Origin of the sequence: Pedobacter anseongensis (genome assembly GCF_037482965.1) — a bacterium.
Classification (GTDB): Bacteria; Bacteroidota; Bacteroidia; order Sphingobacteriales; family Sphingobacteriaceae; genus Pedobacter; species Pedobacter anseongensis.
On sequence record NZ_JBBHKB010000005.1, the window covers coordinates 1 to 16,744 of the forward strand.

At 37.7% G+C, this 16,744-nt stretch carries 16 protein-coding genes; 10 read left to right on the plus strand and 6 right to left on the minus strand.

The genetic code is table 11. The features are described 5' to 3' along the window. Positions 1–101: 101 nt before the first annotated feature. The 3 genes from gap to pfkA are packed head-to-tail and all read right to left on the minus strand — an operon-like array spanning position 102 to position 2,937. On the minus strand, positions 102–1,106 hold the full coding sequence (gene gap, locus WG904_RS16860) for a type I glyceraldehyde-3-phosphate dehydrogenase (protein WP_339580514.1): 1,005 nt from the start codon (positions 1,104–1,106) through the stop codon (positions 102–104). 5 nt (positions 1,107–1,111) lie between these two features. Then, entirely contained in the window at positions 1,112–1,954 is an 843-nt protein-coding gene (locus WG904_RS16865; protein ID WP_339580515.1) for a hypothetical protein, read from the minus strand. After that, positions 1,951–2,937 (minus strand): 6-phosphofructokinase, encoded by a 987-nt coding sequence (gene pfkA, locus WG904_RS16870; RefSeq protein WP_339580516.1) that lies wholly within the window; start codon positions 2,935–2,937, stop codon positions 1,951–1,953. The genes WG904_RS16865 and pfkA overlap by 4 nt, the downstream gene beginning before the upstream one ends. Before the next feature lie 186 nt (positions 2,938–3,123). Between pfkA and WG904_RS16875 the strand changes: the two genes are divergently transcribed. The 3 genes from WG904_RS16875 to WG904_RS16885 all read left to right on the plus strand — a co-directional run bounded on the left by WG904_RS16875 (position 3,124) and on the right by WG904_RS16885 (position 7,150). Then, complete coding sequence (locus WG904_RS16875; protein ID WP_339580517.1) at positions 3,124–3,813, plus strand: NUDIX hydrolase; 690 nt, start codon at positions 3,124–3,126, stop codon at positions 3,811–3,813. Positions 3,814–4,166: 353 nt separating this feature from the next. Beyond that, complete coding sequence (locus WG904_RS16880; protein WP_339580518.1) at positions 4,167–5,807, plus strand: TldD/PmbA family protein; 1,641 nt, start codon at positions 4,167–4,169, stop codon at positions 5,805–5,807. A 5-nt stretch (positions 5,808–5,812) separates the two neighbouring features. Beyond that, positions 5,813–7,150, plus strand: a complete 1,338-nt coding sequence (locus WG904_RS16885; protein ID WP_339580519.1) for a TldD/PmbA family protein — start codon at positions 5,813–5,815, stop codon at positions 7,148–7,150. Positions 7,151–7,245: 95 nt separating this feature from the next. Here WG904_RS16885 and WG904_RS16890 read toward each other — a convergent pair whose 3' ends face one another. Next, positions 7,246–8,097, minus strand: coding sequence for an N-acetylglucosamine kinase (locus WG904_RS16890; RefSeq protein WP_339580520.1), 852 nt, complete (start codon positions 8,095–8,097; stop codon positions 7,246–7,248). 553 nt (positions 8,098–8,650) lie between these two features. On the opposite strand from WG904_RS16890, the gene WG904_RS19670 reads away from it, so the two are divergent. Genes WG904_RS19670 through WG904_RS16910 form a run of 5 tightly spaced genes read left to right on the plus strand, consistent with a single transcriptional unit; the run spans position 8,651 to position 12,580 of the window. Further along, positions 8,651–8,872, plus strand: coding sequence for a GxxExxY protein (locus WG904_RS19670; RefSeq protein ID WP_431844435.1), 222 nt, complete (start codon positions 8,651–8,653; stop codon positions 8,870–8,872). Positions 8,873–8,910: 38 nt separating this feature from the next. Continuing rightward, positions 8,911–9,969 (plus strand): threonine aldolase family protein, encoded by a 1,059-nt coding sequence (locus tag WG904_RS16895; protein ID WP_339580521.1) that lies wholly within the window; start codon positions 8,911–8,913, stop codon positions 9,967–9,969. A gap of 11 nt (positions 9,970–9,980) precedes the next feature. Further along, positions 9,981–11,513 carry an acetyl-CoA carboxylase biotin carboxylase subunit gene (gene accC, locus WG904_RS16900; RefSeq protein ID WP_339580522.1) on the plus strand — a complete coding sequence of 511 codons (1,533 nt, stop codon included), beginning with the start codon at positions 9,981–9,983 and terminating at the stop codon, positions 11,511–11,513. A gap of 4 nt (positions 11,514–11,517) precedes the next feature. Then, entirely contained in the window at positions 11,518–12,108 is a 591-nt protein-coding gene (locus WG904_RS16905; protein ID WP_339580523.1) for a riboflavin synthase, read from the plus strand. 10 nt (positions 12,109–12,118) lie between these two features. Beyond that, positions 12,119–12,580: a DUF4268 domain-containing protein gene (locus tag WG904_RS16910; RefSeq protein WP_339580524.1), complete on the plus strand. Its 462-nt coding sequence runs from the start codon at positions 12,119–12,121 to the stop codon at positions 12,578–12,580. 29 nt (positions 12,581–12,609) lie between these two features. Here the strand turns inward: WG904_RS16910 and WG904_RS16915 are convergent, their stop codons facing one another. Beyond that, entirely contained in the window at positions 12,610–13,782 is a 1,173-nt protein-coding gene (locus WG904_RS16915; RefSeq protein WP_339580525.1) for a tetratricopeptide repeat protein, read from the minus strand. 130 nt (positions 13,783–13,912) lie between these two features. Here WG904_RS16915 and WG904_RS16920 point away from each other — a divergent pair, with 130 nt between their 5' ends. Beyond that, entirely contained in the window at positions 13,913–14,212 is a 300-nt protein-coding gene (locus WG904_RS16920; protein ID WP_339580526.1) for a hypothetical protein, read from the plus strand. Here WG904_RS16920 and WG904_RS16925 read toward each other — a convergent pair. Beyond that, complete coding sequence (locus WG904_RS16925) at positions 14,209–15,975, minus strand: sensor histidine kinase (RefSeq protein WP_339580527.1); 1,767 nt, start codon at positions 15,973–15,975, stop codon at positions 14,209–14,211. The two genes, WG904_RS16920 and WG904_RS16925, sit on opposite strands and share 4 nt — an antisense overlap. 121 nt (positions 15,976–16,096) lie before the next feature. Here WG904_RS16925 and WG904_RS16930 point away from each other — a divergent pair, with 121 nt between their 5' ends. Next, a complete protein-coding gene (locus tag WG904_RS16930; RefSeq protein ID WP_339580528.1) occupies positions 16,097–16,693 on the plus strand; it encodes a porin family protein in 597 nt (198 codons plus the stop codon). Positions 16,694–16,744: the final 51 nt, after the last annotated feature.

The following is a 16,744-nucleotide window of genomic DNA, read 5'->3' on the forward strand; positions in this document are numbered from 1 at the left end:
ATTTACTCGCGGCTAATCTTTATAACATAATGCTAAGCACCCAGTCTAAATACTAAGTACTAAATACTAAGTACCATATACTAAATACTAAGTACTAAATATTACTTAACCGTTCCATAATATTCTACAAACTTTGCTAATGCCGATGAATATCCCCATTCGTTGTCGTACCAAGATACCACTTTAACAAAGTTATCATTTAGTGAAATACCTGCGCCTGCGTCAAAGATTGAGGCATGATCGTTGCCAATGAAGTCTGTAGATACTACTTCGTCTTCTGTATAGCCTAAAACACCAACCAGGTCGCCCTCTTCAGAAGCTTTTTTCATTACCGCTTTAATTTGCTCGTAAGTAGCTGGTTTCTCCAAACGTGCAGTTAAATCTACCACAGAAACATCAGAAACGGGAACACGGAACGACATACCAGTTAACTTGCCTTTTAATTCTGGAAGAACCATGCCTACTGCTTTTGCAGCACCTGTAGAAGAAGGGATAATGTTAGAGAAGCCCCCACGGCCCCCTCTCCAGTCTTTAACAGAAGGTCCATCTACTGTTTTTTGTGTTGCAGTTACAGCGTGGATGGTACTCATCAAGCCTTCTACAATACCGAAATTATCGTTTAAAACTTTCGCAATAGGTGCTAAGCAGTTTGTAGTACACGATGCATTCGAAACAATAGTTTGATCGGCCGTTAATTTGCGATGGTTAACACCCATTACATAGGTTGGAATATCAGCATCCTTAGCAGGAGCGGAGAATACTACTTTTTTAGCACCCGCTGCAATATGTTTGTCGGCATCGGCACGAGTTAAAAATAATCCGGTCGATTCGATAACGATATCAACACCTACATCGCCCCATTTTAAATTTGCAGGGTCGCGCTCTGCCGTAATGCGAATGGTTTTTCCGTTCACTACCAGTTGTCCGTCTTTTACTTCGATGGTGCCATCGAAACGGCCATGGGTAGAATCATATTTTAACATATAAGCCATGTAATCTGGCTCAATTAAATCGTTGATGGCAACAATATCAAGGCCTCTTTTTAAGGCAGCTCTAAAAACTAGTCTGCCGATACGGCCAAATCCGTTTATTCCTACTTTAGTCATTTTATTTAATTTGAATAATAATTTAGTAAATTATAGATGGGTTCTTTTGTTATTGAAATAATATTAATATCGTGTTTTTGTGCAATGGTGCGTAACCGGTCTTGAAAATTGCCAGCTACGGTTCCCACAAAGTGGACATCCTTATTGGGGTGCTTTACCATAGTGGGGAGGAGGTATATTTTAAAAAAAGCTTCGAAGGCCTGGTCGATGAGTTGAACAATATATTTATGCGTTCTGTTTTCGATATAAAAATCTAAGAAAGAACTTAAATATTGTTGAACACCTGGCTTCTTGTATACCCTTTCTAATATAATTGGTCGGTCTACATTATATTTTTCCTCTAACTTCAACTTCAGGTCATCAGGCATCCTATCTTCAAGGTATTTTTTCAGTAAAATTTTACCTAAATAATTTGCAGAACCTTCATCGCCCAAAATAAAGCCTAAGCCATAGTTATTTTGTTCGTGAGTTTTGCCATCGTAATACGCACAATTCGATCCGCTCCCTAAAATACCTACAATACCGGTTTCGTTATAGCAAGCCGCAATCGAAGCACCCAAAAGATCGTCTTTAACTGTGATTTTGCTGTTCTTGAAAAATAAGCTGAGGGTATCGGCGAGTTCTTTTTGTTTGTTAGGTGCCGATGCTCCCGCTGCAAAAACATAAATCTGCTTAATTTTTTCGGCGTAATTAATTAGCTCAATTTTTTTTCCTAACAGGTAAAGAATATGTTTTGGATCATTAAAACAAGGATTAATACCGGGCATAGTGCACTCTGCAATGGTTTTTCCATTGGTTGCGATCTTCCAGAACGCACTTTTCGAGCCACTGTAAACCACTGCAATCATATCGATAATACGTGTGTCATTTCTAATAAGTCGTCTTCCAATTTATAATGATGTCCGTGGAGAGCCTCCTCTAAGCTAGTTAATTTAATTTCATTTCCTCTTAACCCTACCATTTGCATGGTTGCACCTTTTAGCATTTCATTTACGGCGGCAAATCCTAGACGACTTCCCAAAATACGATCGAAGCCACTAGGGCTACCTCCACGCTGCAAATGCCCTAAAATGGTAACCTTGGTATCGTAAAAAGTAAACTTACGCTTTACCGCCTTCGCAATATCATATGCTCCGCCATATTTATTTCCCTCAGATACAATTACAATGCTCGACGATTTTTTGGTGGTTGCACCTTCTTTTAATTTTATAATTAATTCTTTGAGTGAAGTTTCTTTCTCTGGTAATAAAACCGCTTCAGCACCGCTCGCTATTGCACTTCTTAAGGCAATGCAGCCCGAATCTCTTCCCATTACCTCGATAAAAAACAATCGATCGTGCGAATCTGCTGTGTCCCTAATTTTATCAATAGCTTCGATAATGGTATTTACTGCCGTATCGTAGCCCAATGTAAAATCAGACCCGTATAAATCATTATCAATTGTACCAGGAATGCCAATTACATTTATACCGAATTTGGCGCCAAAGCGCCGTGCCCCGGTAAAGGTACCGTCGCCCCCAATTACAATTAGCCCGTCTATTTCTTTTTCTTGCAAATTTTTGAAGGCTTTTGCCATGCCTTCTTCTTCCTTAAATTCTAAACATCTGGCCGTTTTTAAAACTGTGCCACCCAAGTGTAAAATATTACTTACAGATCGGGAATCCATCGGGTTTATGTGATTATTGATTAATCCTTGATAACCTTGCATTACGCCAAACATGTTTTTTCCATGATAAATCCCTGTTCGAATAACAGCTCGGATGCATGCATTCATACCGGGAGCATCTCCTCCTGAGGTTAGTACAGCAATATTTCTAATATTTGGTTCCATTTTGTTATACGAATATAGTGTGTATTTTTTACACTAAGTAATTTTTTTTCATTATTTTTACGAAATAACACCCTAAGTGTATTTTTTTTGTTCTAAAATTGTAAATATTTAGAGTCTGTTCAAATTTAGTTGATGGAACGAATTATTAAATAAATTTTAGATAGGCCCTCATAAAATGATAATGTTTTGAAAGAAGTATTACCTCAGTTTAACTCTGCAGTTTCGATAGATTGTGTATTATTTGGTTTTGATGGCGGTGAGCTTAAAATCTTGTTGATCGAACGAAATGAAGAACCTTTTAAAGATTGGTGGGCTTTGCCTGGCAATTTGGTTGGCGAAGATGAAAGTGTAGACCAATCGGCCTCTCGTATCTTGCACGAGCTTACAGGGTTGAGCGATGTATATATGGAACAATATTATACATTTGGCGAAGTAACCCGACATCCACAAGGCCGGGTAATTACGGTTGCCTACTATGCCATGTTGCGTTTAGGTGGCGATAAAGCCTTAAAGCCACTAACTACCTATGCTAAAAAAGCGCAGTGGATTAACGTGCGTGAACTTCCAAAACTAGCATTCGACCATCAGCATATTTTTGATAAAGGATTAGAGAAAATTAAACGACGTATTAAGCACTTGCCTATTGCATTCGAGTTGCTGCCAGAAAAGTTTACGTTAACGCAAGTTCAGAATGTGTATGAGCTTATTTTGGGTAAAAAACTGGATAAAAGGAACTTTCGGAAAAAAATCCTAAGTTTCGGTGTGTTAAAGGAACTCGACGAAAAGCAAAAAGGCGTTTCGTTCAGGGCCGCTACCCTTTATAAGTTCGACAAAAGAAAGTACGCTAAGTTATTTGGTAAGGAGATTTCTTTTTAGTGTTGTAAAGTTGTAAGGTTGAAAGCTTGGAGTGTTCATAGCGCCAAACAAGTATGCGTCCAATAGGACGGCCTCGAATCTTAAGGAGGAGAGTAGGTAATTGTGCTCACTTGATTGCTATTTTACTTAAATCAACAAGATGGTAAAGCGAAGCCTTTCAGCGAAGCGACTTCATCTTGTGGTTAAAAAACAATTAATGTATTATCCGAACTTAAAATGAGCCTTGATTTATTCATTAGTACTTATATTTTCGTCGGTATTCATGCTTTCCGCTGTGCTTCAAGATTGTTAAACTTTGTGTCAAAACAAAGTTTAGAAAATCCTATATTTAGCTAACCTTTAAACCGAAATCCTTGAAACGTAGAAATTTTATTTATTTAACTGGCCTCGGAGCTGCTGCGGCAATGCTTCCAGCTATTCCAGTTATGGGTAACGAAATCCCCATTGAGCGATCGCTTGAATATATCGACCCTGCCGTAAAAAAAATAATGGCTGATGTTGCCTTAAATGCGGCACGTACAAAAGGCGCAACCTATACCGATGTTCGTGTTGGTCGCTACCTCAACCAATTTGTAGTTACTCGCGAAGATAAGGTGCAAAACATTGTAAATACCGAGTCTTATGGCATAGGCATCAGAGTAATTGCTAATGGGTGCTGGGGTTTCGCAGCTACCGATAAAATGGATAAGGATAGTATCGCCAAAGCTGCAGAACTAGCGGTAGCTATTGCGAAAGAAAATGCCCGTTTACAATTAGAGCCCGTAAAACTAGCACCTCAAAAAGGCTATGGAGAAGTAAGTTGGAAAGCGCCAATTGAGAAAAACGCATTTGAGGTTCCGATCAAAGAAAAGGTAGATTTATTGCTATCGGTTAATGATGCAGCCATGAAGGGTGGTGCAGATTACGTTAATTCTATCCTGTTTATGGTAAACGAACAAAAGTATTTTGCTTCTACCGATGGATCCTATATCGATCAAGATATTCATCGCATCTGGCCAACATTTTTCATCACCAAAATCGATAAAGCAACCGGAAAATTTGAAACCAGAAATGCATTAAGCGCACCAAGTGGAAAAGGATACGAGTATTTAAACGCCCGGCCCGAAGACAAGATTCAATCACCATCCGGCACCCTATATAAAGGTCGATACGATATGCTCGAAGATGCAAAGCAAGCGGCTAAACAGGTTGCCGAAAAAATGAAAGCCAAATCGGTAGAACCTGGAAAGTACGACTTAGTGTTAGATCCATCACACCTGTGGCTAACCATTCACGAATCGTGTGGCCATCCAACCGAACTCGACCGTGTCTTAGGATATGAAGCAAACTTCGCGGGAACAAGCTTCTTAACCTTAGATAAATGGGAATCGAAGAAATTCAATTATGGCAGTAAGGAAGTAAATATTACGGCTGATAAAACTGAAGAGGGTTCTTTAGGTGCGGTTGGTTATGACGATGAGGGTGTAAAATGTGGAAAATGGGACGTGATTAAGGAAGGTATTTTGGTAAATTATCAAGCCATCAGAGATCAAGCGCACATTGTGGGATTAGACCATTCGCAAGGGTGTTGCTATGCCGATAATTGGAGCAGCGTACAGTTTCAGCGCATGGCAAACATTTCATTGCAACCGGGCAAGCAGCCACTTACAATAGACGATCAGATAAAGAATGTTGAAAAGGGAATTTATATTGTAGGCGATGGTTCTTTCTCTATCGATCAACAACGTTATAATTTTCAATTCGGTGGCCAGCTTTATTATGAGATTAAAGAAGGCAAAATTGTAGGGATGCTAAAGGATGTGGCTTATCAGGCTAACACTCAGGAATTTTGGAATTCATGTGCTGCAGTTTGCGATGAGCGCGATTATCGTTTAGGGGGCTCGTTTTTCGATGGTAAAGGGCAGCCAAGCCAGTCGAGCGCTGTATCTCATGGCTCGGCTACTGCTCGTTTTAATAAAGTGAATGTAATTAACACAGCTAGAAAAATCGGATAGAAATTATGGCAATTTTAACTAAAGAACAAGCTAAAGCGCTTTTAACAAAGGCACTTAGCTTCTCAAAAGCAGAGCAATGCGAAATAAATTTAGGAGGATCTGATAGCGGTAATATTCGTTATGCACGAAATTCAGTTTCTACAAGTGGAGGAATTACTGTTAATAGCATGGTCGTGTCATCCGCATTCGGGAAAAAAATGGGTGTTGCAACCATTAATGAATTTGATGAAGCTTCTTTAGAAAAGGTAGTGCGTAGATCAGAAGAATTGGCCCAATTGGCTCCGGAGAACCCAGAGTTTATGCCGTTTTTAGGTCCACAGGAATATGGACCAGATTCGCCAACTTTTTCAGAATCTACCGCTGCAATGGGCGCAAAAGAAAGAGCTGATGCGGTGCAAGGAAGTTTAACCACTTCAAAAGAAAATAAATTAACAGCTGCAGGTTTTCTGTCTAATAGTGTGGCCTTTTCGGCGATGATGAACAGCAAAGGCTTATTTGCTTATAATAAATCAACCAACGTTGCTTTTAATGTAACCTTGCGTACTGAGGATGGGAAAGGCTCCGGTTACGCTACCAAAGGCTATAATGATTTTAAAAATTTGAATGCCAAAGCCGATACTGCAATTGCCGCAAAAAAGGCTTTGGCTTCGGTAACCGCAAAAGCAATTGAACCAGGTAAATATACGGTTATTCTGGAGCCAACCGCAGTGGCGGTGATGTTAGAAAATCTTTTTTTCGATATGGATGCACGGCAGGCCGACGAGGGTAGAAGCTCGATGAGCAAGCCTGGAGGCAAAACAAAAGTAGGCGAGCAATTGCTTGATGAAAGGGTTAACATCTATTCAGATCCCTGGAATGCTGAACTTCCAACCTCAACATGGTCGGGAGATGGCAGGCCTCAACAAAAGATAAATTGGATTGAAAAAGGGGTAGTGAAGAATTTATACACTTCAAGATATTGGGCGCAAAAAACTGGCATTAAGTCGATCCCATCACCCGATGGAGCCATTATGCTGGGGGGAACAAAAACATTGGAAGAACTAATTAAGGGCACCGAAAAGGGGATATTGGTTACGCGTTTATGGTATATTCGCTCGGTTGATCCGCAAACGTTATTGCTTACGGGACTAACACGTGATGGTACCTTTTACATCGAAAATGGTGAAATTAAGTTTCCGATTAAAAATTTCCGTTTTAATGAAAGTCCGATCATTATGCTAAATAACTTGGAAGAAATTGGTCAATCGGAGCGTACAGTTAGTGCAGAGTCGGATACAAATTATTTGCTGCCGCCTTTAAAAATAAAAGAGTTTACGTTTACATCGCTATCAGATGCTGTTTAACTCATTAACCACATAGATACATAGCACACATAGAAAATTTAAGCTATGTTATCTATGTGCCTATGTGGTAAAATAAAATGCGCTTGTTATTGTGTTTATCTTTTACTTAAATGATACTCTACAAGATCGTCTATTGGTGAGCGGATGATTTTGCCAACACCCATCTCATAACGATCGGCAACAAGGCTTAAAATATCTCTAAAACTGTAGCCAACAGAGCCTACACAATTTAATTCGTAATTTTTATAATTTGGATAATGGATAACTAGGTTTTCGAAAAATGCAGTAAAGCCATAGTCCACTACCGAATTGGTATAATCTTCGTACGTTTCTTTATAATCGTAAATGAATTTACTAAAACTAGCACAGAAACGGTTAGGTAAAGGTTTATTATAAATATGATCGAAAATATCTTCGTTTGTTAGGGCATAATTATCATAAAAGCTTTCTCTTAAGCCTTTAGGCATATACCCTTTCATGTAATCGGCCAGTATTCTTTTACCAAGGTAACTTCCACTTCCTTCGTCACCTAAAAAATAACCTAATGAATCGATATTTAGTGAAATATCGGTGCCGTCATATAAACAGGTGTTTGTTCCTGTGCCCAAAATAGCGGCAAAACCCTCGTTATCACCTAATAAAGCACGGCAAGATGCCAATAAATCGTGTCCGATAATAATCTGAGCATTTAGAAATATTTTTTGCATACCATCTGCTACTACTTTCCTTTTCGCATCGGTAGAACAACCCGCACCATAATAGTAAACCTCTGTTAATCTTTCCGCTTCAAGATGGTCGGGCAATGAAGTTTTCAATGAATTTTCAATATAATCACTATCCACAAAATATGGATTATAGCCCTCAGTGTTAAAATGAATTTTCCGGCCTGCCTCGTTTATGAGGCACCAGTTCGTTTTGGTCGATCCACCATCTGCAATAACAATCATTTTTGGTTTTTTAGGTTTGATATTAAATAAAAAGTCTACCAATATATGTGGGTTTTTTGAAATAAAAAATTAATTTTTAGTTTTTTATTTCTTAATCTTCAATTTACAGTAAACAATATCGTAAAGGCAGAAAAACAGAAATTTTTAGAAAGTGTATTTTATACACCAAGAAGGGTGAAATAAGACCATTTTTGTAATTGGTATGAGGAGAGAAGTAGCGGATAAACTAAATGATAAAAAATGAAGTCTTACCAATAATTTAATCCTTTTATTCTTGAAACATTAAAGGATTAAGAATATTAAGATATTTTTTCCCTTTAAATCTGGTTAATGAATCCCTGTTGTTTTTATTAAAACTATTATCATAATGCAATATGACTAAAAGGGAAGTTACGCAATTATCTTATAAGGTTACAGGATATGTAATTAAAGTACATAAAGCTTTAGGTTCAGGCCTATGAGAAAGTGTTTATGAGAAATGCTTTTATTATGAAATAGCCATGTGCCGAAACGCAAACACAAATGAAGGTACATGGCGTATTCCATATGACAATTGAAAACAACATTATCTACATATGAATTAATTAAAAATGGTTTCTTCGTAAAAAAACAATTGAACGTTCCTGTATTTTATGATAATTTGCAAATAAATACCAAATTGAAGTTAGATTTGTTGGTAAATGATTTAATTGTTGTTGAGTTAAAAACGGTTGATAACATAGTTAAGTCGATGAAGCCACTTGCAAATGTATACTTTAGTATGCTAGAAGACTGAAACTAATAGATTTAATTTCTTAATGTTGAAAAACATAGATGAAGTTAAAAAATGTTGAATATTATACGTTAAAAATGAACAAAATAGATTATAGAAGCGATACTGTTACCAAACCAACACCTGGTATGCTCGATGCCATGATGAGCGCTAAAGTTGGCGACGATGTTTTCGGGGAAGATGAAACTGTAAATGCATTAGAAGAAAAGTTGGCGCAACTATTTAACATGGAAGCCGCAATGTTTTGTCCGTCGGGCACCATGAGCAATCAAATTGCCATAAAGTGCTTTACACAACCGATGGATGAGGTAATTTGCGACCAAACGGCACATGTTTACCGCTATGAAGGGGGTGGTATTGCGTATAATTCTTTAGCTTCAGTGCGCTTATTGTATGGCGAACGAGGTATTTTAACACCAGAATTAATTGAACCTGAAATTAATGCTGATAATGTTCATTATCCAAATTCGAGTTTGGTAGTTTTAGAAAATACGGTAAACAAAGGCGGAGGAAAGTGCTATCGTTTGAGCGATATTGAGCCAATCCATCATCTATGTGCAATAAAGGGCATTAAACTGCATTTGGATGGTGCTCGAATATTTAATGCGTTAGTGACCACGGGCGATAAAGCTTCTGTTTATGGCAAATATTTTGATGGCATTTCAGTATGCTTATCGAAAGGACTTGGCGCTCCGATTGGCTCCGTGTTTTTAGCTTCAAAAGAAACAATTAAAAAAGCACGCAAAATAAGAAAGGTTTTAGGCGGTGGCATGCGCCAGGCCGGTTTTTTAGCCGCGGCAGGAATATATGCCCTCGATCATCATGTAAACAGACTTACAGAAGATCACCAGCATGCAAAGGCACTTGCCGATAGCTTAACTACTGCAAGCTTTGTAAGTTCGGTAATGCCAGTAGAAACCAATATTGTGCTATTTGATGTAAGAAAGGGCATAAGTGCCGATAATGTAGTAAGGCAACTCGAACAAAAAGGCATTTTATGTAACACTACTTCGTCGCAAACCATTAGATTTGTAACACATTTGGATGTTTCATCGAGCATGGTGGACCAAACTATGGAAGCGATTTCGAATTTGTACTAGAATTGAAAAATATGCCAACCAACTCCCAACGCCTAACTCCCAACCCCAGTCTCACATCTACTATTTCAAAACTCCTTGTTGCCAATCGCGGTGAAATTGCCTTGAGAATTATGCGTTCAGCCCGCGAAATGGGAATTAGAACAGTGGCTGTTTATTCTGAAGCAGATCGTACCGCTTTGCATGTGCGTTATGCTGATGAAGCGATTTGCATAGGTCCAGCGGCCTCCAATCAATCGTATTTAGTAGGGAGCAAAATTATTGAAGCGTGCAAACAAACCGGTGCCCAAGCCATTCATCCTGGCTACGGATTTTTATCGGAGAACGCTGCATTTGCACGTGAAGTTAAGGCAGCAGGATTAATCTTAGTTGGCCCAACTCCCGAAGCAATGGAAATTATGGGTAATAAATTATCAGCCAAAGCTGCAGCCCTAAAGTACGATATTCCAATGGTTCCGGGAACCGAAGAAGCAATAACCGATATAGAAGAAGCCAAAAAGAGAGCAGTAGAAGTAGGCTTTCCGATATTGATTAAAGCTGCCGCAGGTGGCGGAGGTAAGGGGATGAGGATTGTAGAAAAAGCAGATGATTTTGAAGAACAAATGCATTTGGCCGTTAGCGAAGCAACCTCGGCCTTTGGCGATGGGGCAGTATTTATAGAGCGTTACGTGACGTCGCCTCGACACATCGAAATACAGGTTTTGGGCGATACACATGGAAATATTGTCCATCTTTTTGAACGTGAATGTTCGGTTCAACGTCGACATCAAAAAGTAGTGGAAGAGGCACCATCGTCGGTATTAACAGAAGAAATTAGAGAAAAAATGGGTAAGTGTGCAGTTGATGTTGCACGGGCAGTAGACTACGTGGGTGCAGGAACTGTAGAGTTTATATTGGACGAAAATCTCGATTTTTTCTTTTTAGAGATGAATACCCGTTTGCAGGTAGAACATCCCGTTACAGAAATGATTACGGGGCTCGACTTGGTAAAAGAGCAACTAAAAATTGCAAGTGGCGAAGTGCTTTCATTCAAGCAAGAAGATTTAAAAATTAGCGGTCACGCCATAGAACTTAGAGTATATGCCGAAGATCCGTTAAATAACTTTTTACCCGATATAGGCATTTTACAAACCTATAAAACCCCAAAGGGAAATGGTATTCGAGTGGATGATGGTTTTGAAGAAGGAATGGAAATACCCATTTATTACGACCCCATGATTGCTAAACTAATCACCTATGGTGCAAATAGGGAGGAAGCCATTGAAAGAATGATTAGGGCGATAGACGAATATGGCATTACCGGAATACAAACCACCTTAAGCTTTGGTAAATTTGTAATGCAGCACAATGCATTTATTTCGGGTAAATTCGATACGCATTTTGTAAATAAATATTTTAATGCCGATAGCTTAAAAAATGAAAATGAAGAAGAAGCACTTCTTGCAGCTATAACCACTGTACTCTTATTGAAAAACCAAAAAGTCGATTCGTCTACCTTTGCAGCAACAACACAAAACAACTGGATTAAAAATAGAAAACAATATTAAATTAATGTTTACAGGAATAATTGAAACACTTGGCGAAGTTAAAAGCATTGAGGTTGAGGAAAGTAATGTGCATTTTACAATTTCATCTGTAATTAGCAAAGAACTAAAAATTGATCAAAGCGTTGCCCATAATGGAGTTTGCTTAACTGTTGTGGGGGTTGATGAGGATAGTCATAAAGTAACAGCCATAGCAGAAACACTGGAAAAAAGTAGCCTAGGACAGTTAAAAGTAGCCGATAAGGTAAATCTAGAGCGTTGTATGCAAATGAATGCACGTTTAGATGGCCACATGGTTCAAGGCCATGTAGATCAAACGGCAATTTGTATAGGAGTAAACGAGCTAAATGGGAGTTGGGAATACCGTTTTAAGTACGATCCGAATGTTGGAAATGTGACGGTAGAAAAGGGGTCGATTTGTGTAAATGGCATTAGTTTAACAGTTGTGAATTCAGCACGTGATGAATTTTCGGTCTTTATTATCCCTTATACGCACGAGCACACGAACCTCCATCAGGTAAAAGCAGGGGATACGGTTAACCTTGAGTTCGATATTATTGGGAAATATGTGGCAAGGCTGATGAGGCCTAGCATGTAATTAGGTAAACATGTACAGCAAAGAAGAAGCATCAAAACTTCGCCATCAATTTTGGATCACCTTTGGCAAGTATATGAAGCCCATCCCTTCAGCAGAAGGTTTGCCAATTAACTGGGTAAACTATAAGACAGGTCTAAAACAAGTGTTTTTTCGCATGGATGTTACGCAAAAAGAGGCAGTAATATCAATAGAAATCACTCATTCTAATTCGGAAATTAGAAAGGTATATTTTGAGCAGTTTTGCGCTTTTAAATTATTGTTTGATAACTCGATAGGCGAGGAATGGGTATGGGAACAAGATTCGATTAATGAGCAGGGTAATTCTTTTAGTCGAATTTCTAAAACGCTAAAGCCAGTGAATATTTTTGATCAAGCGCATTGGCCTACTTTAATTTCTTTTTTGAAACCTCGAATAGTTGCATTAGATCAGTTTTGGGTTGATGTAAAGCCTGCTTTTGAAGCTATTGGTTAACAGTGGTGAAGGCAGCCGGTCTGGAAGATTTATTGGACTTTCGGACTTTCCGACTTTGAACCACCTAATGCTACAATCCGTTGTTTTACATAAGTAATCTCCGCTTTTTCTACAATCGCATCGGGTTTGCTTTTTAGGTAAAGCTTGTAATTAAGTAATGCCGTTTTCTTCTGATTCAATTTCGTATCATACAGTATTCCTAAACGATAATAGATACTGCCATTAGCACCGAATGTTAGTCCTTTTTTATAGGCTGAAATAGCTGTGTTAGGTTGGTTATTAACTTCATAAATACCCCCTAATAGTTGATAATAAATTGGTGTATAAGGCGATATCCCTTCATTTATAGTTTTTTTTGCGTATTCAGCAGCTTGTTTAAAATTTTCAAGATTTCGATAGCTTAGTGAGGTATAATATAAAGTGCTCTCATTTTGAGCTTTCAAGCCCTCTAATTTTTTGAAATATTCGATTGCTTTTTCATAATTCTTAAGGTAATAATAGGCCATACCTACGTCTTTAAGCACATTTTCATCATCTCCCTGTTGTAAAAGTTTCTCGCCTGTTGTGATTACCTCTTTAAACTTCTTAAGTTGAATAGCAATGGGTAACTTCACTTGTTGCAAAGTAAAATTGCCAGTATCGGCTTCGATTGCCAGCGCAAGAATTTCATACGCAGGCTCATATTTTTTTAATCTTCTATAAGCGCTCGATAAGTTAATAGCAACATCTGCTTCGATAGGATTAAGTTTGTTAGCCTTTTGTAAATAAAGCACTTTTTGACTATCCACCTCACCATGGTACAATCCCGCTAGTTGCTTGTAGGCGTTAAAGTTTGAGCTATCCAGGGTTATGATATTTTCTAAATACAGCTTTGCATTTGTATCATTTCCCCTTCTGATGTTAATATTTGCTAAGCTAAAAAGTACAGGAATGGAAGTTGGTTGTTGATTGATGATCTTGAGATAGTTTTTTTCAGCCTCGGGTAATTTTCCTGCCATCATAAAGCAGTACGCAATTTGTTGAAGTACTTTAACATCTTGTATTTCTTCCGGATAAATACCTTGGAGGTATTCTGCGGCATCGGCATACCGCTGTGACTGATAGAATTCGAGAAGTTTTTCTTTGTCGTAATTAATTACGGTTTGAGCATGGGCATGCTGATAAAAAATTGTAAATAGGATGAACGTAATCAAACTCTTCATGTCACATAATTTTAAACTAAATTATTAGTTATTTGTGAATTGTCCAAATGTAAATTCAATTAATTAAAACTTTTAAGGTAACTGTTGGTTCATTATGTGTAAACACTAGCAAATTAAAATTTTATAAAATATGGATACGTTAAAGAAATTTGAGTTAATGGAGAAAATTGTAAGAGAATTGGTCGACTTACAACACTCGCAACAAGCAATTATTCAGAAGATTGGTAAAATAGAGGTCGACAATATAGAGCTTGGCGATAAAAAATTGGACAAAGATTTGCCCGACATGCATCAAAGAGTGGCAGATAACTTGGATACAATAACCGATATATTGGCTTATTTTGCCGATAAAACCCAAAATTTTGGAAACAAGAATAATGTTGACGCCTTAAAAGAGCAGCAGGCTATTGACGAGGTAACTGGCCACTAGGAGGTTCCTACAGGGATAGTTATGCAAAATTTTGCGCCCTTTCCTTCTGTGCTGCTTACCGTAATGTTGCCATCGTTACGCTTCATAAAGTCTTTACACACCAGTAAACCTAATCCAGTCCCTTTTTCGTTTAAAGTGCCTCTGGTGGTAATGTTTTCGTCTTTAAAAAGTTTATTTAGCACACTTTTTGGAATGCCTATGCCGTTATCTTGGATGCAGACTAGAATGTTGTTCTCTTTTTGATAAACGGCCGTAATATGAATTTCACAACCTTCGTTGCAAAATTTAATTGCATTGTTGATGATATTTCGAATTACAATCTGGATCATTAACATATCGGCATAGGCCATCTCACCCGGAAATACATCATGTATAATCACAATTTTCTTGAGATTAGCAGCCGGTAGATGATAATTGATTTCGTTGATAATTAAGTTTCGAAGGTTAAATGGCTCTTTTTTTATGCCATATCCCTTTAACTGACTGCGTGACCAATGAAGAATATTCTCTAAAAGATCGGTGGTATAAATAATATCTTTACTCAAGGTTGGTGAAAGATTTTTAAATTCTTCGCTGCTAATCTGGTCGTTTGCAATCATTTTTAACACCTCCGAAAGATTAACCAGAGGGCCTCTCAAATCGTGTGCAATAATAGAAAATATCCGGTCTTTAAGTTGGTTTAAACGTTCTAGTTCCATTGCCTGTTCTCTTGATCGGATGGCCTCTTTTTTATAGGCAGTTAAATCCTGTAGCTTAATGATGCTAAAATCATTATTTATTTTATTATCATTTAAAAATAAAATATCAGCTTCAAGAAATAAATGCTGGTCCCTGATAAAAACTTCCAATTCTATTTTGCCTGGATTTCGTGTTTTTAACATGGTTAAAAAATTAGGTTGATTAGGAAAAAGCTCGTCTAATCCAATCCCAATTAGTTTCATCTTATCAGTGTAATTGATGTAGGCTTTTATCGACGGATTATAATCGATAATTCTAAAATCTTTATCGAGTACAAAAAAGCCGTCGCTCATTAATTCCAAAACCTTTTCGCGTGCAAGTGGAATAATATCGAATAACTTAAATCGATAAATGCCCATTAAAATTAAAAAGGTGGTAATGATAAATGCGAAAGGTGTAACATCAATGTATCCTAAAGGCCGGATGCCGAGAAGATAGGCAACATTCGCAATCCAAGGTATAGCTGCTGCGATAATTAAACTGTAGTTCTGTTTCCTGAAAATAGGATCTGAGATTCGGAATTTTATGGCCAATAAATAACAACCACAAGCCATTATTAGGTAAAAATAAATGGTAAATATTCGATACCAAATACCAGGAGTAAGATCGATCATGGGAAATGGCGTATTGGTGGCCATCCGGTAACTCGCATAATGTAAATGATGATAAGAATTCGTCCAAACGGCTAAAATGGTAAATACTGGAACAATTAGGATGGCGATCAGATTGAAAGGCTTTTTATACCAACATTCTTTTCCACTAAAATGAAGACAAAATAAGAACCAGTTTAAGGGTACAGTAGCAATGCCAATATACTCGATATTCAACAGCATTTTAATTTGGGAAATATCGCTACTTGCTAATTCGAAACCATAGGCAATAGACCAAATCGCATTCGAGGCCATCATTAAGCTGAACCAACGCACCGCATTACCACCCTTTCTGAAGATAAAGCAAGCTAATGCAATTGTAATCGACCCACAGATTAGTAGAACTATGGCATAAATATTGAACGTAAAATTCATTACAGAGCGGTCATATAGCTAATAGTGTTGATCCAGAATTTCGTCAAGGTCGGCCATAAAACTACATAATTTAGCTTTCAATAAAAAATATACTTATTTTTAGATAAATTAATTAATAGTTATGAAAAAAATTGTATTGTCAATAATGTTCACCTTGTCGAGCTTTTATGTTTTCAGTCAAGGTTTACCTACATTCCAATTAGGGATTAAAGGAGGTATGAATTTAGCCAAATTTAAAACAGAGAATACCTTTGATAGCGACAACAAAGGTGGGTATTATGGTGGTATTTGGGCAAGAATTGGTGGGGCAGGTATATTTTTACAACCAGAATTATACTTATCTGGCAAGAACTCAAATTTGGTTACAGTTACCGGTCAAACCCAAACCAACAGTGTAAAATTTACCAGTTTAGATCTGCCGGTTTTGGTGGGAACTAAAATTGGAGCAGCAGGTTTTGGTGTTCGGTTAAATACAGGTCCTGTGTTTACATTTATGTTAAATGAACAACAAGATTTCCCACAAGCAGCTTCAGCTGCGTTTAAAGGCAAATTTAAAGATGCAACGTTGGCTTGGCAAGCTGGTGTTGGCTTAGATATTGGTAAATTAAATATTGATGGAAGATACGAATACGGATTATCTGAAATTAATTCAGCCGCAGGATACCCTACTACAAAGTTAAATTTATTCACAATAGGAGTAGGGTTTAGAATATTTTAGTTTTTTTGGCTTGAACAGGATCTCGTAGGGTTTTGAAAACCTCCGAGATCT

Bases quoted from the DNA above. Each gene is read 5' to 3' on its own strand.
- gap (WP_339580514.1), bottom strand. From the start codon at position 1,106: ATGACTAAAGTAGGAATAAACGGATTTGGCCGTATCGGCAGACTAGTT.
- WG904_RS16865 (WP_339580515.1), bottom strand. From the start codon at position 1,954: ATGATTGCAGTGGTTTACAGTGGCTCGAAAAGTGCGTTCTGGAAGATC.
- pfkA (WP_339580516.1), bottom strand. From the start codon at position 2,937: ATGGAACCAAATATTAGAAATATTGCTGTACTAACCTCAGGAGGAGAT.
- WG904_RS16885 (WP_339580519.1), top strand. From the start codon at position 5,813: ATGGCAATTTTAACTAAAGAACAAGCTAAAGCGCTTTTAACAAAGGCA.
- WG904_RS16890 (WP_339580520.1), bottom strand. From the start codon at position 8,097: ATGATTGTTATTGCAGATGGTGGATCGACCAAAACGAACTGGTGCCTC.
- WG904_RS16895 (WP_339580521.1), top strand. From the start codon at position 8,911: ATGAAGTTAAAAAATGTTGAATATTATACGTTAAAAATGAACAAAATA.
- accC (WP_339580522.1), top strand. From the start codon at position 9,981: ATGCCAACCAACTCCCAACGCCTAACTCCCAACCCCAGTCTCACATCT.
- WG904_RS16905 (WP_339580523.1), top strand. From the start codon at position 11,518: ATGTTTACAGGAATAATTGAAACACTTGGCGAAGTTAAAAGCATTGAG.
- WG904_RS16910 (WP_339580524.1), top strand. From the start codon at position 12,119: ATGTACAGCAAAGAAGAAGCATCAAAACTTCGCCATCAATTTTGGATC.
- WG904_RS16915 (WP_339580525.1), bottom strand. From the start codon at position 13,782: ATGAAGAGTTTGATTACGTTCATCCTATTTACAATTTTTTATCAGCAT.
- WG904_RS16920 (WP_339580526.1), top strand. From the start codon at position 13,913: ATGGATACGTTAAAGAAATTTGAGTTAATGGAGAAAATTGTAAGAGAA.
- WG904_RS16925 (WP_339580527.1), bottom strand. From the start codon at position 15,975: ATGAATTTTACGTTCAATATTTATGCCATAGTTCTACTAATCTGTGGG.
- WG904_RS16930 (WP_339580528.1), top strand. From the start codon at position 16,097: ATGAAAAAAATTGTATTGTCAATAATGTTCACCTTGTCGAGCTTTTAT.